The organism is Sphingomonas pseudosanguinis (assembly GCF_052056765.1).
GTDB lineage: Bacteria > Pseudomonadota > Alphaproteobacteria > Sphingomonadales > Sphingomonadaceae > Sphingomonas > Sphingomonas pseudosanguinis.
This window is the reverse complement of sequence record NZ_CP189888.1, coordinates 1,585,764-1,603,581: the sequence shown is the minus strand read 5'-3', so window position 1 is coordinate 1,603,581 and position 17,818 is coordinate 1,585,764. Positions and strand designations below refer to the sequence as shown.

18 protein-coding genes are annotated in these 17,818 nt (G+C 64.6%); 10 read left to right on the top strand and 8 right to left on the bottom strand.

What is annotated here, in order from left to right; translation table 11 throughout:
• Nucleotides 1-2 precede the first annotated feature (2 nt).
• The 6 genes from cyoB to ACQHGV_RS07270 are packed head-to-tail and all read left to right on the top strand — an operon-like array spanning nt 3 to nt 5,596.
• Nucleotides 3-1,997: a cytochrome o ubiquinol oxidase subunit I gene (gene cyoB, locus ACQHGV_RS07295; RefSeq protein ID WP_440979980.1), complete on the top strand. Its 1,995-nt coding sequence runs from the start codon at nt 3-5 to the stop codon at nt 1,995-1,997.
• A 3-nt stretch (nt 1,998-2,000) separates the two neighbouring features.
• Nucleotides 2,001-2,639: a cytochrome o ubiquinol oxidase subunit III gene (cyoC, locus tag ACQHGV_RS07290; RefSeq protein WP_183950890.1), complete on the top strand. Its 639-nt coding sequence runs from the start codon at nt 2,001-2,003 to the stop codon at nt 2,637-2,639.
• The gene (cyoD, locus tag ACQHGV_RS07285; RefSeq protein WP_183950889.1) at nt 2,636-3,043 is read left to right on the top strand and encodes a cytochrome o ubiquinol oxidase subunit IV; all 408 of its coding nucleotides are present in this window, start codon (nt 2,636-2,638) and stop codon (nt 3,041-3,043) included. The genes cyoC and cyoD overlap by 4 nt, the downstream gene beginning before the upstream one ends.
• Entirely contained in the window at nt 3,043-3,756 is a 714-nt protein-coding gene (locus ACQHGV_RS07280) for an SURF1 family protein (protein WP_440979979.1), read from the top strand. The genes cyoD and ACQHGV_RS07280 overlap by 1 nt, the downstream gene beginning before the upstream one ends.
• Nucleotides 3,753-5,063, top strand: a complete 1,311-nt coding sequence (locus tag ACQHGV_RS07275; RefSeq protein WP_440979978.1) for an ATP-binding protein — start codon at nt 3,753-3,755, stop codon at nt 5,061-5,063. Before ACQHGV_RS07280 ends, ACQHGV_RS07275 begins: the two co-directional genes overlap by 4 nt.
• Nucleotides 5,063-5,596: a response regulator transcription factor gene (locus tag ACQHGV_RS07270; protein WP_183950985.1), complete on the top strand. Its 534-nt coding sequence runs from the start codon at nt 5,063-5,065 to the stop codon at nt 5,594-5,596. The genes ACQHGV_RS07275 and ACQHGV_RS07270 overlap by 1 nt, the downstream gene beginning before the upstream one ends.
• 39 nt (nt 5,597-5,635) lie before the next feature.
• Here ACQHGV_RS07270 and ACQHGV_RS07265 read toward each other — a convergent pair whose 3' ends face one another.
• From ACQHGV_RS07265 to ACQHGV_RS07245, 5 genes are all read right to left on the bottom strand, one after another.
• Nucleotides 5,636-7,414: a DUF885 domain-containing protein gene (locus ACQHGV_RS07265; RefSeq protein WP_440980161.1), complete on the bottom strand. Its 1,779-nt coding sequence runs from the start codon at nt 7,412-7,414 to the stop codon at nt 5,636-5,638.
• A gap of 252 nt (nt 7,415-7,666) precedes the next feature.
• Entirely contained in the window at nt 7,667-8,125 is a 459-nt protein-coding gene (locus tag ACQHGV_RS07260; protein ID WP_440979977.1) for a hypothetical protein, read from the bottom strand.
• A gap of 55 nt (nt 8,126-8,180) precedes the next feature.
• Nucleotides 8,181-8,429, bottom strand: coding sequence for a phosphatase (locus tag ACQHGV_RS07255; RefSeq protein ID WP_183950884.1), 249 nt, complete (start codon nt 8,427-8,429; stop codon nt 8,181-8,183).
• Nucleotides 8,426-8,770: a phage holin family protein gene (locus ACQHGV_RS07250; RefSeq protein WP_440979976.1), complete on the bottom strand. Its 345-nt coding sequence runs from the start codon at nt 8,768-8,770 to the stop codon at nt 8,426-8,428. The genes ACQHGV_RS07255 and ACQHGV_RS07250 overlap by 4 nt, the downstream gene beginning before the upstream one ends.
• A 5-nt stretch (nt 8,771-8,775) precedes the next feature.
• On the bottom strand, nt 8,776-9,327 hold the full coding sequence (locus ACQHGV_RS07245) for a hypothetical protein (RefSeq protein WP_440979975.1): 552 nt from the start codon (nt 9,325-9,327) through the stop codon (nt 8,776-8,778).
• A gap of 159 nt (nt 9,328-9,486) precedes the next feature.
• Here ACQHGV_RS07245 and eno point away from each other — a divergent pair, with 159 nt between their 5' ends.
• Entirely contained in the window at nt 9,487-10,767 is a 1,281-nt protein-coding gene (gene eno / locus ACQHGV_RS07240; protein ID WP_440979974.1) for a phosphopyruvate hydratase, read from the top strand.
• A 32-nt stretch (nt 10,768-10,799) separates the two neighbouring features.
• Nucleotides 10,800-11,114, top strand: coding sequence for an FtsB family cell division protein (locus tag ACQHGV_RS07235; RefSeq protein WP_440979973.1), 315 nt, complete (start codon nt 10,800-10,802; stop codon nt 11,112-11,114).
• Nucleotides 11,115-11,172: 58 nt separating this feature from the next.
• Here ACQHGV_RS07235 and ACQHGV_RS07230 read toward each other — a convergent pair whose 3' ends face one another.
• Nucleotides 11,173-11,997, bottom strand: coding sequence for an alpha/beta fold hydrolase (locus tag ACQHGV_RS07230; RefSeq protein ID WP_440979972.1), 825 nt, complete (start codon nt 11,995-11,997; stop codon nt 11,173-11,175).
• 187 nt (nt 11,998-12,184) lie between these two features.
• Between ACQHGV_RS07230 and ACQHGV_RS07225 the strand changes: the two genes are divergently transcribed.
• Together ACQHGV_RS07225 and ACQHGV_RS07220 are read left to right on the top strand one after the other, a co-directional pair.
• Nucleotides 12,185-14,302, top strand: a complete 2,118-nt coding sequence (locus tag ACQHGV_RS07225) for a prolyl oligopeptidase family serine peptidase (RefSeq protein WP_440979971.1) — start codon at nt 12,185-12,187, stop codon at nt 14,300-14,302.
• Between the two features lie 94 nt (nt 14,303-14,396).
• Nucleotides 14,397-14,756 (top strand): hypothetical protein, encoded by a 360-nt coding sequence (locus ACQHGV_RS07220; protein ID WP_409786989.1) that lies wholly within the window; start codon nt 14,397-14,399, stop codon nt 14,754-14,756.
• 65 nt (nt 14,757-14,821) lie between these two features.
• Here the strand turns inward: ACQHGV_RS07220 and ACQHGV_RS07215 are convergent, their stop codons facing one another.
• Together ACQHGV_RS07215 and ACQHGV_RS07210 are read right to left on the bottom strand one after the other, a co-directional pair.
• Nucleotides 14,822-15,409 (bottom strand): glycine zipper 2TM domain-containing protein, encoded by a 588-nt coding sequence (locus tag ACQHGV_RS07215; RefSeq protein ID WP_440979970.1) that lies wholly within the window; start codon nt 15,407-15,409, stop codon nt 14,822-14,824.
• An 86-nt stretch (nt 15,410-15,495) separates the two neighbouring features.
• Nucleotides 15,496-17,793 carry an ATP-dependent helicase gene (locus ACQHGV_RS07210; RefSeq protein WP_440979969.1) on the bottom strand — a complete coding sequence of 766 codons (2,298 nt, stop codon included), beginning with the start codon at nt 17,791-17,793 and terminating at the stop codon, nt 15,496-15,498.
• Nucleotides 17,794-17,818: the final 25 nt, after the last annotated feature.

The window sequence follows — 17,818 nt, the reverse complement described above, 5'->3', positions numbered from 1 at the left end:
TCATGGATCAGACATTAAAGACCATTTTCGGACGCCTGTCGTTCGAATCGCTACCGATCCACGAGCCCATCGTCGTCGGCACCTTCCTGGGTGTCGCGGTCGGCGGTCTCGCGGTGCTGGCGCTCATCACCAAGTTCAAGCTGTGGGGCTATCTCTGGAAGGAGTGGTTCACCACGGTCGATCACAAGCGCATCGGGATCATGTACATGATCCTGGGCATCGTAATGCTGCTGCGCGGCTTTGCCGACGCGCTGATGATGCGCGGGCAGCAGGCGATCGCGTTCGGCGACAATCAGGGCTTCCTGAACTCGCACCACTATGATCAGGTGTTCACCGCGCACGGCGTCATCATGATCTTCTTCGTGGCGATGCCGATCATCACCGGCCTGATGAACTATGTCATCCCGCTCCAGATCGGCGCGCGGGACGTGTCCTTCCCGTATCTCAACAATCTGAGCTTCTGGATGACCGCGGGCGGCGTGGTGCTGGTGATGGCCTCGCTGTTCATCGGTGAGTTCGCGCGCACCGGCTGGCTGGCCTTTCCGCCTTTGTCGGAGCTGGACTTCAGTCCGGATGTCGGTGTCGACTATTATATCTGGGCATTGCAGGTGGCGGGTGTCGGTACGACCCTGTCGGGCATCAACCTGATCGCGACCATCATCAAGATGCGCGCGCCGGGCATGACCATGATGAAGCTGCCGGTGTTCTGCTGGACCTCGCTGTGCGCGAACGTCCTGATCGTCGCCAGCTTCCCCGTGCTGACCGCCACGCTCGTCCTGCTGTCGCTCGACCGTTACGTCGGCACCAACTTCTTCACGAACAATCTCGGCGGCAACCCGATGATGTACGTGAACCTGATCTGGATCTGGGGCCACCCGGAGGTCTACATCCTGATCCTGCCGCTGTTCGGCGTGTTCTCGGAAGTCACCTCGACCTTCTCGGGCAAGCGGCTGTTCGGTTACACCTCGATGGTCTACGCCACGATCGTCATCACGATCCTGTCGTACCTGGTGTGGCTGCACCACTTCTTCACCATGGGTTCGGGCGCCAGCGTCAACTCGTTCTTCGGCATCACCACCATGGTGATCTCGATCCCGACGGGGGCGAAGATCTTCAACTGGCTGTTCACCATGTACAAGGGGCGCATCCGGTTCGAGTTGCCGATGATGTGGACCATCGCGTTCATGCTGACCTTCACCATCGGCGGCATGACCGGCGTTCTGCTCGCCGTTCCGCCCGCCGACTTCGTGCTGCACAACTCGCTGTTCCTGATCGCGCACTTCCACAACGTGATCATCGGCGGCGTGCTGTTCGGTGCCTTCGCTGCGATCAACTACTGGTGGCCCAAGGCCTTCGGGTTCAAGCTCAACGAGTTCTGGGGCAAGGTGTCGTTCTGGCTGTGGGTCATCGGCTTCTGGGTCGCCTTCACGCCACTCTACATCCTGGGCTTCATGGGCGTGACCCGTCGTCTGCACCACTTCGAGGACCCGTCGCTCCAGCCTCTCTTCATCGTCGCGCTGTTCGGTGCGCTGATGATCGCAGGCGGTATCGGTGCGTTCCTGGTTCAGATCGGCGTGTCGATCTGGAAGAAGGAAGAGCTGCGCGACGTGACCGGAGATCCCTGGGACGGCCGCACGCTGGAATGGGCGACCTCGTCGCCGCCGCCGCAGTACAACTTCGCCTTCACGCCCGTCATCCACGAACTGGATGCCTGGTACGACATGAAGGACAAGAAGGCACAGGCGCCGGTGGAGGGCTATCGTCCGATCCACATGCCCAAGAACACGGGCACCGGCGTGATCATCGCCGCCCTGTCGACCGCTGCCGGCTTCGGCATGATCTGGTACATGTGGTGGCTGGCCGCCTTCGGCCTGATCGGTGTCATCGTCGTCGCCATCTGGCACACGTTCAATTATGACCGCGATTACTACATCCCCGTCGATGAGGTCGTGGCAACGGAAAACGAGCGGCGTCGTCTGCTCGGGCAGGGAGCCTGATCCATGTCGACTGATGTTCTGAGCGCCGATCCGGCCAAGAACCCGACCTATTATCTGGTCGAGGACGAGGATCATCATCACGAATCCGGTGGCTCGACCGCCATCGGCTTCTGGATGTACCTGATGAGCGACTGCCTCATCTTCGCGATCCTGTTCGCCACCTACGGCGTGCTCGGCACGAGCTATGCCGGCGGGCCGACGCCGCGGGAGATTTTCGAACTCCCGCTCGTCGCGCTGAACACCTCGATGCTGCTGCTGTCGTCGATCACCTATGGCTTCGCCATGATCGCGATGGAGAAGAACCAGAAGGCGCAGGTGCAGATCTGGCTGGCGATCACCGGCCTGTTCGGTCTCGCCTTCCTGTCGATCGAACTCTACGAATTCGCCAACCTCATCCATGAGGGTGCGACGCCGCAGCGTTCGGCCTTCCTGTCGTCCTTCTTCACGCTGGTCGGCACGCACGGTCTGCACGTCACCTTCGGCATCATCTGGCTGGTCACGCTGATGGTGCAGGTCGGCCGCTTCGGCCTGCTGGAGGCGAACAAGCGCCGCCTGATGTGCCTGTCGATGTTCTGGCACTTCCTGGACGTCGTCTGGATCGGTGTCTTCACCTTTGTCTATCTGCTGGGAGTTCTTCGTTGAGCGCTCATCCTCCCCATGGTCATGGCGATCACGCCAATCTGGACCACGACCTGCATTCGCATGGCGACACCCATGGTCACGGCTCGATGAAGGGCTACATGATCGGGTTCGTGCTGTCGGTGATCCTGACTGCGATCCCGTTCTGGGCGGTGATGACCGGCGGCCTGGGTGATACCCAGACGACCGCGCTGGTCATCATGGCGCTGGCGTTCGTGCAGATCGTCGTCCACATGATCTTCTTCCTGCATATGAACACCAAGTCGGAAGGCGGCTGGACGATGATGGCGCTGGTGTTTACCGCCGTGCTGGTCGTCATCACGCTGAGCGGATCGATCTGGGTCATGTATCACATGAACACCAACATGATGCCGGACATGGCCGCCCAAATGGGCGGCGGCATGTAATGGCCGGGACGGGCATCGGAGGCGGGCGGCGGGACCGCTCGCCGCTGATGCCGGTCATCCTGACCGCGATCGGCCTGGCGCTAATCGCGGGCTTCATTTCCCTGGGCGTGTGGCAGCTTCATCGCCGCGTCTGGAAGCTCGATCTGATCGCGACGGTGAATGCGCGGCTTGACGCCCCGCCGGTCGCAGCCCCCCCGACAGCCGGTCCGGCCGATGTCTATCGCCGCGTGACCGTACGAGGCACGTTCCGTAACGACCGCGAAACCTTCGTCCAGGCCGTGACGGAGCGTGGGCCGGGCTATTGGGTCATGACGCCGCTGGTCGGCCCGCGCTTCACCATCCTCGTCAATCGCGGCTATGTTCCGGCCGAGAAGCGGGCGGACCATGATCGTCCCTCCGGCCCCGTCACGGTCACCGGGCTGGTGCGGGTCAGCGAACCGGGCGGCGGCTTCCTGCGCTCGAACGATCCCGCCGCCGACCGCTGGTATTCGCGCGACGTGGCGGCCATCGCCGCCGCCAAGGGGCTCGGCCCCGTTGCCCCTTATTTCATCGATGCCGATGCGACGCCGAACCCCGGCGGCTACCCGGTCGGAGGGCTGACCGTGGTCAGCTTCCGCAATAGCCATTTGTCCTATGCGCTGACCTGGTTCGGGCTGGCGATCCTGACGGTCGTCGGGCTGGTCATCGTGTGGCGGCCCGGCCGCGAGCGATGACCGCAGCGCCGCCCTATCTGCCGTTCACCGTTCGGCCGCGCGAACCCGATGCGACCGCGGGCACCGCCAATATGCGCCAGCTCATCCATCTGCGCTGGATGGCGGTGGCGGGCCAGCTGGTGACGATCCTGTTCGTCAATCGCGTCATGGGGGTGCAGCTCCCTATCGCCGCGATGATGGGCGTGCTGGCGATGGCGGTCGCGATCAACCTGCTGAGCCATTTCCGGCTCCGCTTCCACCGCATCACCAATACCGAGCTGCTGTTCGCGCTGATGTTCGATGTCGGCACGCTGACGCTGCAGCTGTTCCTGTCGGGCGGCGCCACCAATCCATTCATCTCGCTCTATCTGATCCAGGTCGTGCTCGGCGCGGTGCTGCTTGAGACATGGTCCGCCTGGGCGCTGGCCGGGATCACCGGCATCTGCTTCGGGCTGTTGTCGCTGCACCATCGCCCGCTGGCCTTTCCGCCCTGGCTATTCGGCGACATTGCCGGGCTGCATACGCTGGGCAATTGGCTGGGCTTCGCGATCGTCGCGGGATTGCTGATCCTGTTCGTCACGCGGATCAGCGAGAACCTCCGCCAGAACGCGGCACGCATCGCCGATTTCCGGCAACAGGCCTCCGAGGAGGATCATATCGTCCGCATGGGCCTGCTCGCCTCGGGCGCGGCGCATGAACTGGGTACGCCGCTGGCCAGCCTGTCGGTGATCCTCAGCGACTGGCGGCGCATGCCCCGCCTGCGCGACGATGCCGAGCTGATGGGCGAGATCGCCGAGATGCAGGCGGAGGTCCAGCGCTGCAAGGCGATCGTCACCCGCATCCTGCAATCGGCTGGCGAACCGCGCGGCGAGGCGGCCGAGCAGTCGGAGGTCGGTCTGTTCATCGACGCGATCGTCGGCGAATGGCGCGAAACCCATGCCCAGGTCCCATTCGACTATGCGCGGACCGAGGACGATGCCCCGATCGTGTCCGACCCCGCGATCAAGCAGGCGGTCTGGAACGTGCTCGACAACGCCGCCGAGGCATCGCCGCACGGCGTCGGGCTGAGTGTGACGCGCGAGGGGGATACGGTGGCGATCCGGGTTTCCGATCACGGCCCCGGCTTCACGCCGGCGACACTGGCACAGGTCGGTCGGCCGCAGCAGTCGACCAAGGGCGAGGGGCATGGCGTCGGCCTGTTTCTGGTGTCGAGCGTCGTGCGCAAGCTGGGCGGTCGCATCGAGGCGAAGAACCGGCCCGAGGGTGGCGCGACGGTGACGTTGACCCTACCTTTGGGGATGATCGGCATGACGGATCGGAAGAGATGATGGACGGCGAACGCTCGCTGATAATTGTCGAGGATGACGACACCTTCGCCCGCACGCTCCAGCGGTCGTTCGAGCGGCGCGGTTATGACGTCCGCGTTGCCAACAGCCCCGATGCGCTGATCGCGGTCCTGGCGGAGATGACCCCGCGTTATGCGGTCGTAGACCTGAAACTCGGGCAAGCCTCGGGCCTCGCCTGTGTCCAGACGCTGCACGCGCATGATCCCGAGATGCTGATCGTCGTGCTGACCGGTTTCGCCAGTATCGCCACGGCGGTGGAGGCGATCAAGCTGGGGGCCTGCCATTATCTTGCCAAGCCGTCGAACACCGACGACATCGAGGCGGCCTTTCACAAGGCGAGCGGCGATGCGACGACGGCGATCACCGACCGGCCCAGTTCTATCAAGACGCTGGAGTGGGAACGGATCAACGAGACGCTGGCCGACACCAACTTCAACATCTCGGAAACCGCACGGCGGCTGGGGATGCACCGCCGCACGCTCGCGCGGAAACTGGAAAAGCGTCACGTTCCCTGACGCTTGGGGGAGGGGCCAACCGACCCCTCCCATGCGCGTTCACGCGCGGCGCTTCTCGGCCGCGATCCAGGCGTCGATCTTCTGCTCCAACACCGGCATCGGCAATGCGCCGGTATCGAGAATTTCGGCATGAAAGCGGCGCGGATCGAACTTGGCGCCCAATTCGGCCTGCGCCTTCGCCTTCATCCGGCTGATCGTCAGCTGACCGATCTTATAGGCCAGCGCCTGGCCCGGAATGGCGATATAGCGCTCGACCTCGGCGGTCGCGTCGGTCCGCGCCATCGGCGAATTGGCGAGCATATAGTCGATCGCCTGATCGCGGGTCCATCCCTTGGCATGGATGCCGGTGTCGACGACCAGCCGCATCGCACGCAGCATCTCGTCGTTCAGCCCGCCCATCCGCTGATAGGGATCGGTCTCCATGCCCAATTCGGGCCACAGCGTCTCGGCATAGAGCGCCCAGCCTTCGGCATAGGCGGTATTGCCGCCGAAGCGCATGAAGGCGGGCAGCGCGGCATTCTCCTGCGCCAGGCTGATCTGGAAATGATGGCCCGGCACCGCTTCGTGCAGATAGAGCGTCTCCATCTCCCACATGTAGCGCGACGGCAGGTCATAGGTGTTGTAATAGAAGACACCCGGACGTGAGCCATCGGGCGTGCCGCCCTGATAGGAGCCGCCGGCGTCGGTCTTTTCCTTGAACGCGGGGACGGGCCGGATTTCAAGCGCGGTCTTCGGGATCAGCGAGAATTGCTCGCGGATACGCGCATCGACACGGCGGCCGATCGCTTCATAGCCTTCACGCAGCTGCTGCGCCGATTTGGGCTGGAACTGCGTATCGGTGCGCAGGAAGGTGAAGAATTCGGGCAGGCCGCCCTTGAAGCCGACCGCCTGCTTCTGGACCTCCATCGCCTTCAGGATGCGCGCGACCTCCGACAGACCGAGCTGATGGACCGCCTCGGCCTGAAGCGGCAGAGTCGTATTTTGCTCGATGAGATAGGCGTAGAGCTTCGCACCGCCCGGCATGCCCGACAGGCCGACGCTGTCGCGCGCCGCGGGCAAATAGGTCGTGGCGAGAAAATCGCGCATCCGGCGCTGGGCGGGGATGATCACGTCGCGGATCTGCGTCGCATAGGCGGCGGTCAGCCGGGTGCGGTCGGCGGCCGGAATGGCGGCGGGAAATTTCTTGACCGGCGCATAGAAGGTCGACTCTTCCGGCTTGCCCGCCAGCAGATTGTCGAACTGCGTGATCATGTTGCGAACGACCAGCTTGGGCTGGACGACGCCGCTCTTCATACCCTGTCGAAAGCGACCGATCGCTTCGTCGAGCAGCCGGGCATATTCGATGTTGCGCTTCAGGTTGTTCTCGTAATCGACCACCGTATTGAAAGGTGCGGCGCCCTGACCCGAAGCGAATTCGGGATAGAAGGTCTGGATGCCATAGAAATGATCCATCGGCCGCACGATCGTCAGCGCGACGATGGCCGGGTCCAGACCTTTCAGCGACATCTCGGTCTGATTGCGGAATACGTCGTAGGCGATCTGATCGGTCGGAGTCAGCTTGGCACGGTCAATCCGCCCCAGCTCCGCCATATCCTTTTGCGCGGCCGCGCGTTCGGCCGCGATATAGCGGTCGGAGAAAAAGTCGCCGACCTGATCGGCGCGGCGCATATCCCCCCGGAAGATGCCGTTGATCGGATTGCGCGCGAGGCTAGCTTCGTCGCTCTCATGGAAAAGCCGCTTGAGCCGCGCGTCTTCGGGGCCGTCACCCGGCTGGGGCGGAGCGGGAGGCAGGGCCTGGGCCAGAACCGGCGCGGTCATGGCGGGAAGCGACAGGGAGGAGAGCAGGGCAGCGAGAGGCAGAAGGCGCAAGCGGATTTCCCGTTCGGTCAGAGAAGACCTATTGGTAGAAACCCGCTGATCACCCCGCAAGCAGTGGTAGACGCTTATCCACCGCTGATTGTCCGATGGAGAGGACACGAAAAAGCCCCCGCAGCATCCCGGTGGGACGATGAGGGGGCTTTCTGAAACGGTTCGCGTTCAGCGCCCGTCAGCGTCAAACGCAACCTGGATTTAGATAGTCGACTTGTTGGTCGCAGCCTTGGCGGCGGCCGAACCGGCATTGCTCGCGACCTTGACGACGTCGTCCAACAACGACTTCGCACGGTCCTTCGCCGCGCCCTTGGTCAGGCCGGCCTCCTCCAGTTCGCGCAGGCCCGTCTCGCGGGCGGCCTGCGTCGCCTGACGGACCGTCTCACCAAGCTTCTTGCCGAGCGGGGCGAGGACTTCCTTTTCCCGGGCGCTGCGCGGGATCAGCGCGCCGGCGAGGACGCCGACCGCCAGACCGCCGACCAGAATGCCGAGCGGATTGGCTTCGATCGTCTGCGCGGTCTTGTGCGCGACGTCAGCGGCCTTTTCCTTGGCGTCGTGAAGGGCGTGCGAAGCAGTCTCGCGGCCGTGTGCCAAGGTCTCGCGGATACGACCATTCTGCTGATCGTCGTCGAGCGTGGTGTGCGTGGTTTCGATGGTCATTGCGGTCATCCTCCTGGACTTTTGCCGACCTTGATTTGCCGGTCGGCAGGCCAAATCACTTGCGCTTGAACAGGCGGGCGATCCGCCGACGGTTGAGGAACAACCCCAGCACCGCCACACCACCGGCGACGGCAGCGGGATTGTTCCTGGCGCTGTCGATCCCCGACTTGGCGGCGGACAGGCTGACTTCCTTAGCCTGTGCGGCCAGGGCCTGCGGCTCCAACCGCGCCTGGATACGTGCGGCCGTCTGGTTCATCCGCTCACGCGCCTCGGCGGCCCGCAGTTCGGCTTCGGAGACGGTCATGCCTGCCCTCCCGACAAACGCGACTTGCCGACCATCGCCAGGATACCGGCGATCAGCAGCACCGCGCCGACCACGATCAGGGTCGATCCCAGCGGCCCCACCAACGGCGTTAACGCCATGATCAGACCGACAAGGAACGCGATCGACGCGGCTAGCGCCAACACGCCGGCGATGGCGAAGAAGGTCGCCGCGCTGCGATAGCGCGAGACCTTGTCGGATGCCCGCGCCTTCGCCAGGTCGATCTCAGCCGCGATGAACGACCGGCCGTCATCGACCAGCTGCGAGACCAGTGAGGTAAGGGTCTCCGGTTCCGGCGACGTCGCCGAAAGGGGGGCGGTCACGCGGGTCACGCTGCGGCGTTGTCCGACGCGTGGCCCTCAAGACCCGACTGGACCACGCGGGCCACGACGAAGCCGAGCGCCGCCGCGATGCCGACGGCGACCGCCGGGCTCTTGGCTACGAAGGCGCGTGCGTCGTCGAGCAGTTCCTCGACATCCTTGTCCTTGATCGAACCGGAGAAGGAATTCACCGCATCCGCCGCCGAGCGGGCATATTGACCATATTGCTGGCCAAGCTTCTCATCGACCTGACCCGCCGCATCGTTGAGCAGCTGTGCGACCTGGTCGAGCGCCGAGCCGGCCTTCGCCTTGCCGTCGCCGGCCAGCGCATAGACCTTGTCGACCGCCTGCTGCTGGAACTTGCCGGCACCGTCCTTCACCGTCTGCTTGGCATCGGAGATGGTCGAGGCCTTCGTGTCCGCCGTGGCGGTCTGCGTCGCGCTGTTGCCGATGCCGAAGGATGCGGTGGGCGCCGCGACCTCAGGGGCGACGCCGCCATGGCCGCCGAAATTGGGCGTCGTGTCATGCTGCGGGGGGAACGTGTTGTCGGTATCGGCCATGGGACAATCCCTTTCCTTCTTGGCCCGGCGGACCGGGCAGTTCGCCTCTTAACCCCGGCGACGGAAGCACGGTTCCATGCTTTCCTCCAATTGCCCTTCGCGTGGTCACACGATAGAGCGCGCCCGAGACCTTCAAGGCTGATGTAGGAGCATCGTTACGTGACCGCAATCATCGACATCCACGCGCGTCAAATCCTGGACAGCCGGGGCAACCCCACCGTCGAAGTCGACGTGCTGCTCGAAGATGGCAGCTTCGGCCGCGCCGCCGTTCCCTCGGGCGCGTCGACCGGCGCGCATGAGGCGGTCGAGAAGCGCGACGGCGACAAGAGCCGCTGGATGGGCAAGGGCGTCGAAGCGGCGGTCGAGGCGGTCAATGACGAGATCACCGACGCGATCCTGGGCATGGACGCGGAGGATCAGGCCGATCTCGACCGCGCGATGATCGAACTGGACGGCACCGAGAACAAGGGCCGTCTGGGCGCGAACGCGATCCTGGGCGTCAGCCTCGCGGCGGCCAAGGCTGCGGCCGAGGCGCGGGGTCTGCCGCTGTATAAGTATGTTGGCGGTGTCTCGGCGCATCTGCTGCCCGTGCCGATGATGAACATCATCAATGGCGGCGAACATGCCGACAACCCGATCGATTTCCAGGAATTCATGATCATGCCGGTCGGTGCGGCAAACATCATGGAGGCGGTCCGCTGCGGCTCGGAAATCTTCCACACGCTGAAGAAGGCGCTGCACGAAAAGGGTCTGGCGACCGGCGTGGGTGATGAAGGCGGCTTTGCCCCCAACATCGCCTCGACCACCGAGGCGCTGGACTTCATCATGGGCTCGGTCGAGAAGGCCGGGTACAAGCCGGGCGACGACGTGATGATCGCGCTCGATTGCGCCGCGACCGAGTTCTTCAAGGACGGCAAATACAATATCTCGGGCGAGGGCAAGATCCTGTCGAGCGATGAGATGGCCGAGTATCTCGCCAACCTGACCCGCCAGTACCCGATCCTGTCGATCGAGGACGGCATGGCCGAGGACGATTGGGAAGGCTGGAAGGCGCTGACCGACATGATCGGTGACAAGGTGCAGCTGGTCGGCGACGATCTGTTTGTCACCAACCCGAAGCGGCTGAAGCAGGGCATCGACGGCGGCTATGCCAACTCGCTGCTGGTGAAGGTCAACCAGATCGGCACGCTGACCGAGACGCTGGAGGCTGTGTCGCTGGCGCAGCGTTCGCGCTACACCGCCGTCATGTCGCACCGTTCGGGCGAAACCGAGGACGCCACCATCGCCGATCTGGCGGTCGCCACCAACTGCGGCCAGATCAAGACGGGCAGCCTCGCGCGTTCGGACCGGCTCGCCAAGTACAATCAGCTGATCCGCATCGAGGAAGAGCTGGGTGACTCGGCGCGCTATGCCGGCCGCGATATTCTCATCCGCGCTTGAAATCGAAGGGCGTCGGTACGAAAATGGGTTCCGTGACCAAGAAGCCGTCGCCTTTCATTCGCACCATGCGGCGGGCCGCGTTGCCCGCCCTTGGCCTGACGATCGTCGCATTCTTCGGCGCCTATGCGGTGCTGGGGCGCAACGGCCTGCTCGCTTATGGCGAGTATCAGCGCCAGTTGGTGAAGCGGGAGCAGGAATATGCCCAGCTCGATAAGAAGCGGACGGTCCTGAAGAACCGCGTCGCGCTTCTCGACCCGGATCATGCCAATCCGGACATGGTCGACGAGATGGTCCGCAAGGAACTGAACGTCGCCCATCCGGATGAGGTGATCGTCCCGCTGAAGTAATCGCGGCAACCTATTGAAAAGGGGCGGCTTTCCGAATGGAAGGCCGCCCCTTTCCGTATCAGCGGCCCAAGAAGGTCAGGATGTCGCTGGTCAATCGATCGCTGTGTGTGACGTTCAGGCCATGCGGCGCGCCGTCATATTCAACGAGTTGGGACTGCGCGATCCCGGCCGCGGCCGCCCGACCGGCGGCATCGATCGGCACCGTCTGGTCGGCCGTGCCGTGGATGACCAGCGTCGGCACACGGAAGGCGGCTAGGTCGGGGCGGAAGTCGGTCTGGCTGAACGACTCCGCGCATGCCAGGGTCGGCTTGAGGCCGGCCTGCATCGCCACGCTGGTCGCCCAGTCGAGTATCTCCTCGCTGACCGGGCTGGAGATATAGCCGACACCGAAGAACTGCTTGAAGAAGGTGTGGCGCAGGAAATGCGCGCGGTCGTCCTTCAACCCTTGCGTGATCTGGTCGAAGACCGACTGCTCGGTGCCATCGGGATTGTCCGGGGTCTTGGCCATATAGGGTACGACCGAGGCGATAAGGCCGGCCGCCACGACGCCCTTGCCGTCATGCCGGCTCATATAGCGCGCGACCTCGCCGCCGCCCATCGAGAAGCCGAAGACCGCCGCATCCTGCGCGCCCGTCGCCTCCAGCACATCGGCGAGATCATCGGCCAGCGTGTCATAATCATAGCCCGACCAGGGCTGACCCGACCGGCCAAAGCCGCGTCGGTCATAGGCGATGGCACGGAAGCCCGCCTCGGCCAGCGCCATCATCTGCGCGTCCCACATGTCCGCCGACAGCGGCCAGCCATGCAGCAATACGACGGGGCGGCCTTCGCCCCAGTCCTTGACATAGATATCCGTACCGTCGCGGGTTTTCAGATAAGGCATGGTATTTCCTGACATATCGGGAAAGGAATAGCCTGAACGGGCGCGGCGATAGCCCGTTCCGTTCCCGCCATGCTTGCACAGGGCGCATGCGGGCGCGCATCACGTCAACAAGGCTGACGTGGTGCATTGCCAGCGGCGCGTGATGAAGTCACATTCGCGCCATTCACGATCCAAGGAGCTTCGATACATGCGGGGATGGCGGTTGATGTTGGCGGGATCGATGCTCGCCAGCCAGCTCATGACGGGAACGGCAATGGCCCAGGTGAATATGGTGACAGAGAACGACCCCTATATCTGGCTGGAGGACAAGGACGGCGCCAAGGCGCTCGCCTGGGTCGAGGCGGAGAATGCCAAGACGCTGCCCCGCCTGCAGAACGACCCGCGCTATCAGACCTTCTACCAGGAGGCGCTGGCCATCGCCTCGGCCAAGGATCGCATCCCGATGCCCGGCCAGCTTTATGGCCGGATTGTCAATTTCTGGCGCGATGCCGATCATCCGCAGGGCATCTGGCGCTGGACGAGCGAGGCCGATTACGCCTCGACCAATCCGCGCTGGACGACGCTGCTCGACCTCGATGCGCTGAGCAAGGCGGAGGGCAAGAAATGGGTCTGGAAGGGGCTCACCTGCCTTAGCCCCGAGGATCGGCTATGCCTGATCGCGCTGTCGGAAGGTGGCGAGGACGCGATCGAATATCGCGAATTCGACATGGAGACGGGGGCGTTCGTCCCCAACGGCTTCCGCCTGTCGACCTCCAAGCAGGGCGCGGCCTGGCTGGACAAGGACACGCTGCTGGTCAGCCGCGACTGGGGTGAGGGCACGCTGACCAAGTCGAGCTACCCGTTCGTGGTGAAGATGGTGAAGCGCGGCCAGCCGCTGACGCAGGCGAGCGAGGTCTTCCGGGGGGCGCCGACCGACGAGTTGGGCACCTATGCCGGCGTGCTGACCGATGCGAAGGGCAACCGCGCCGTCGTGATCGAGCGGCGCAAGACCTTCTTCGGCGGTGACAAGCTGTTCTGGACGCCGGCGGGCGGGGCCAAGCCGATCGCGATGCCCGCGCGCGCCTTCCCGTCGGGCATGGTCGATGGCCGCGTGGTCTTCCAGACCAGTGATGCCTGGGGCGAGCATCCGGCGGGCTCGGTCGTCTGGGCACCGCTGACCGAACTGGAGGCGGGGCGGATCACGCCGCGCGCGCTGTTCACGCCGACCGATCGGCAGGCGGTCGAGGGCGTCTCGACGACCAAGGACCGTGTCGTCGTAACCTATATCGACAATGTCCGTGGCCGGGCGAGCGTCTTCACGCCGGGCGCCAATGGCTGGACCGCGACTGCCGTGCAGGTGCCGGACAATATGGCAGTCGACGTGGTCAGCACCAGCGACCGGTCGAACATCGTCTATCTGTCGACCGCAGGCTTCACCACGCCGACCGTGCTGTCGCGCTTCGATGCTGGCCAGCCGGCCACGCCGCAGGTGCTGAAAACGCTGCCCGCGCGCTTCGATGCGGCGGGCACGACCGTCCATCAATATGAGGCGACCTCGACTGACGGCACGAAAATCCCATATTTCGTCGTCCTGCCCAAGGGCGCGAAGCTGGACGGCACCACACCGACGCTGATGACCGCCTATGGCGGGTTCGAGATCGCGCGCCTGCCGACCTATCTCGGCTCGACCGGCAAGATCTGGACCGAGCGGGGCGGGGCCTATGTCCTCGCCAATATCCGGGGTGGTGGCGAGTTCGGGCCGAAATGGCATGACGCGGGCCGCAAGACGAAGCGTCAGATCATCTATGACGACTTCGCTTCGGTCGCGAAGGACCTGTTCACCCGCAAGATCACCAATCCGCAAAAGCTGGGCATCTATGGCGGCTCGAACGGCGGACTGCTGATGGGCGTCGAGCTGACCCAGCATCCCGAGTTGTGGAAGGCGGTGACGATCCAGGTGCCGCTGCTCGACATGGTCCGCTATCAGAAGATCGCCGCCGGCGACTCGTGGAAGGACGAATATGGGTCGGTCGACGTGCCCGAGGAGGCGGCCTTCCTACGCAAGATCTCGCCCTATGCGAATATCCGCAAAGGCGTGGCCTACCCTGAGCCCTATATCTGGACCACGACCAAGGACGACCGCGTCGGGCCGCAGCATGCACGCAAGTTCGCCGCGCGCCTGTCCGAATATGGCATCCCGTATCTCTTCTATGAGGATACGGCCGGTGGCCATTCGGGTGATGCCGACATCGCGCAGGGCGCTCGGCTGAGTGCGCAGCAGATGGTCTATTTCGCGCAGAAGCTGATGGACCAGCCGAAGCGCTGACGTGGCGATGCCGGGTGCGTTACGGCGCATCCGGCATTTGCCGCTTGCCCTATGGGACAATATTGTTCTTGCTGCGTTGCGGTAGGATGGGCAAATGCAGGGCATGACCGATATGTCGACGACCGAGCGCCGTCCGGCTGAGCCGGCGGCGGGCGCTCCCGCCATCATTTTCGAGGCCATCGTGAAGATGCAGGCCGTCTCCGCCATGTATAATCGCGGCGAAGTGGTGCTGGCGCCCCATGTGATCTACACCCGCCACGACGAGCTTTACGTCGATGCGACCACTGTCGAGCGGGATGGCAAGCCGCCACGCGAGGAAAAGATGGGCACGTTCAAGCTGGCGGGCCTGGGCGCACTCCGCCTGACCCCGCGCCGTTTCGCGCTCAGCACGCTGTTCGAACGCGATGCCGAGAAATATCGCAACGTGGCGTTGATGATGGTCGAGCCGGGCTGATCGGCCCGATCAGCGGCCGGGCCAGAGCCATCAATGCATCGGCACCAATGGCTCTGGCTGATTAACTAGCGGCAGCGGACCTGGTTCTGGTCGATCGAACGCCCGGCCAGCGCGCCGCCGGCGGCACCCAATAGGGTGGCGATGGTGCTGCTGCGGCCCCCGACCAGATTGCCGAGCACGCCGCCGGCCGCCCCGCCGATGATCAGGCCGGTCGTACCGTCCGACCGCCGGCAATAATAGCGGCCATCGGTCCCCGCATAGACGCGGTCCTGCGGCTGTAGGACGCGCTCGCGATATTGCGGCCCATCGCGGTAATCGCCGACCGGATCATAATAGGGCTGATTGTCAGGGCCATAGCCGTCCGCCGGGACGGGTGGTGCCACGCGGTAGCCGCCGGGGCCGGCCGCTGGCGGCGGGGGCGGCGGGGCAGGGCGATCGCCATCGTCATAGCCCGGACCCGCATCCGAATAACCCCGGCCACGCTCCGCCTGATACCGATCCACCTCCTGCCGATAAATCTGATATTCCCGGTCGAAACGCGCCTGCGCCGCTCGGAACCGCGCCTCGTCGGCGGCGGTCTGCGCCGATGCGGGCAGGGCGGTCATGGTAACGGCGGTGGCGACTGCCGCGATGGCCAGGCGACGAAAGCCCATCGATCTCTTCCTCCAGCGCCCGCACGATCGGGCAGGCCAGACCGATACGGCCACGAATCGATATGGTTCCTGAACGATGCGGAGGGTCAGGCGACGCTTTTGGTGACGAAGCTGTCCATCACCCGCTTGCGCCCCGCCTGTTCGAAATCGATCTCCAGCTTGTTGCCCTCGATCGCTGCGATCGCGCCATAGCCGAACTTCTGGTGGAACACCCGGTCGCCGACCGTCAGATCGTCGCGGCCCTTCTGTCCCAGCCCAACCGACGGCGCGCGCGACTCGACGACGCGCACGGGGCGTGCCGGCGCGGCGGTCTGGCCGGCCGCCGCCCGCTGCCACCCCGGACCACGCCCGGTCCCCCGCCCGACATTGGCGAAGGGATCGGCATGCTCCGACCAGTTGGCGCGCCACAGGCTTTCGCCGCCGGTCATGCTGGTTTCGCTCTCGATATGCTCGGCCGGCAGCTCTCCGACGAAGCGGCTGGGCAGGCTGGACGTCCATTGGCCATAGATGCGCCGATTGGCCGCGTGGAGGATGATCGCCTTTCGCCGTGCCCGGGTGATTGCGACATAGGCGAGCCGCCGCTCCTCCTCCAGGCTGCGCGTGCCGCCCTCGTCGATCGCACGCTGCGAGGGGAACAGTCCCTCTTCCCAGCCGGCCAGGAACACGGTGTCAAATTCCAGTCCCTTGGCGGCGTGGATCGTCATGATCGTCACTTCGGGTTCGCGCCGGTCACCGTCGCGGTCCATCACCAGCGAGACATGCTCCAGGAATGCGCCAAGCGAGTCGTAATCCTCCATCGCGCGAACCAGTTCGGACAGGTTTTCCAGCCGCCCCGCCGCCTCGGCCGACTTCTCATTCTGGTACATGGCGGTATAGCCGCTCTCGTCCAGCATCTGCCGCGCCAGCTCGGCATGGGGCAGATCGCCCGCCATGTCGCGCCAGCGGGCGATGTCGCCGATCAGATTGCCCAAGCTGCGCCGCGCCTGCGGCGTCAGCTCATCGGTATCCAGGATTCTCGCGGCGGCGATGGTCAGCGGCATGCCCTCGGCGCGCGCCAGCTGATGGATCTTGGCCAGCGCCTTGTCGCCCAGGCCGCGCTTGGGGACGTTGACGATCCGCTCGAACGCCAGATCGTCGGACGGCTGGTTGACGACGCGCAGATAGGCCAGCGCATCGCGGATCTCGGCACGCTCGTAGAAGCGGAAGCCGCCGACGATCCGATAGGGCAGGCCAATCGCGATGAAGCGGTCTTCGAATTCGCGCGTCTGGTGCTGGGCACGGACGAGAATGGCGATGTCACCATAAGAGGTGCCCGACCGCCGCGCCGCCTCGATCTCCTCGCCGACGCGCCGCGCCTCCTCCGGCCCGTCCCAGACGCCGAGCACGCAGACCTTCTCGCCCACGTCCAGTTCGGTCCACAGGGTCTTGCCGAGCCGCCCGCCATTATTGGCGATCACGCCCGATGCGGCCCCCAGGATATGCGGCGTTGAACGATAATTCTGCTCCAGCCGGATGACCTTCGCGCCCGGAAAGTCGCGCTCGAAGCGCAGGATATTTTCCACCTGCGCGCCGCGCCAGGAATAGATGGACTGGTCGTCGTCACCGACACAGGCGATGTTCTTGCGCGCCTGCGCCAGCAGCCGCAGCCACAGATACTGGACGCTGTTGGTGTCCTGATACTCGTCGACCATGATGTAGCGGAAACGCTGCTGATAATGCTCCAGCACGTCGCGATGCGTCTTCAGGATGGTCAGCATGTGGAGCAACAGATCGCCGAAGTCGCAGGCGTTCACGCTACGCAGCCGTTCCTGATATTGGCGGTACAGCTCGGCCCCCCGGCCATTGGCGTAGCGTTCGGCCTCGCCGGCATCGATATCCGCCGGGATCAGCCCCTTGTTCTTCCACTCGTCGATCAGGCCGCCGAGCGCACGTGCGGGAAAGCGCTTCTCGTCGATGTCCGCCGCGACGATCAACTGCTTGAGCAGCCGGAGCTGGTCATCGGTGTCGAGGATGGTGAAGTTGGATTGCAGCCCGACCAGTTCGGCATGGCGGCGCAGCATCTTGGCACCGATCGCGTGGAAGGTGCCCAGCCACGGCATCCCCTCGACCGCATCGCCGACCAGCCGGCCGACGCGCTCGCGCATTTCGCGCGCGGCCTTGTTGGTGAATGTCACCGACAGGATCTCCGACGGCCAGGCCTTGCGGGTGTAGAGCAGATGCGCAAGCCGCGCGGTCAGCGCCGCCGTCTTGCCCGTGCCCGCCCCCGCCAGGACCAGCACCGGACCATCGGTGGTCAGCACCGCCTCGCGCTGTGCGGGATTCAGTGTCCGCAAATAGGGGTAATCGGCCAGATTTGCGGACGCTTCGGGAGTGATGGCGGTCATCGCGAACAGTTAGGGAACGTTTGCG

Bases quoted from the DNA above. Each gene is read 5' to 3' on its own strand.
- ACQHGV_RS07220 (WP_409786989.1), top strand. From the start codon at position 14,397: ATGCAGGGCATGACCGATATGTCGACGACCGAGCGCCGTCCGGCTGAG.
- cyoB (WP_440979980.1), top strand. From the start codon at position 3: ATGGATCAGACATTAAAGACCATTTTCGGACGCCTGTCGTTCGAATCG.
- ACQHGV_RS07275 (WP_440979978.1), top strand. From the start codon at position 3,753: ATGACCGCAGCGCCGCCCTATCTGCCGTTCACCGTTCGGCCGCGCGAA.
- ACQHGV_RS07260 (WP_440979977.1), bottom strand. From the start codon at position 8,125: ATGACCATCGAAACCACGCACACCACGCTCGACGACGATCAGCAGAAT.
- cyoC (WP_183950890.1), top strand. From the start codon at position 2,001: ATGTCGACTGATGTTCTGAGCGCCGATCCGGCCAAGAACCCGACCTAT.
- ACQHGV_RS07230 (WP_440979972.1), bottom strand. From the start codon at position 11,997: ATGCCTTATCTGAAAACCCGCGACGGTACGGATATCTATGTCAAGGAC.
- ACQHGV_RS07265 (WP_440980161.1), bottom strand. From the start codon at position 7,414: ATGACCGCGCCGGTTCTGGCCCAGGCCCTGCCTCCCGCTCCGCCCCAG.
- ACQHGV_RS07280 (WP_440979979.1), top strand. From the start codon at position 3,043: ATGGCCGGGACGGGCATCGGAGGCGGGCGGCGGGACCGCTCGCCGCTG.
- ACQHGV_RS07270 (WP_183950985.1), top strand. From the start codon at position 5,063: ATGGACGGCGAACGCTCGCTGATAATTGTCGAGGATGACGACACCTTC.
- ACQHGV_RS07255 (WP_183950884.1), bottom strand. From the start codon at position 8,429: ATGACCGTCTCCGAAGCCGAACTGCGGGCCGCCGAGGCGCGTGAGCGG.
- ACQHGV_RS07215 (WP_440979970.1), bottom strand. From the start codon at position 15,409: ATGGGCTTTCGTCGCCTGGCCATCGCGGCAGTCGCCACCGCCGTTACC.
- ACQHGV_RS07210 (WP_440979969.1), bottom strand. From the start codon at position 17,793: ATGACCGCCATCACTCCCGAAGCGTCCGCAAATCTGGCCGATTACCCC.
- ACQHGV_RS07225 (WP_440979971.1), top strand. From the start codon at position 12,185: ATGCGGGGATGGCGGTTGATGTTGGCGGGATCGATGCTCGCCAGCCAG.
- ACQHGV_RS07245 (WP_440979975.1), bottom strand. From the start codon at position 9,327: ATGGCCGATACCGACAACACGTTCCCCCCGCAGCATGACACGACGCCC.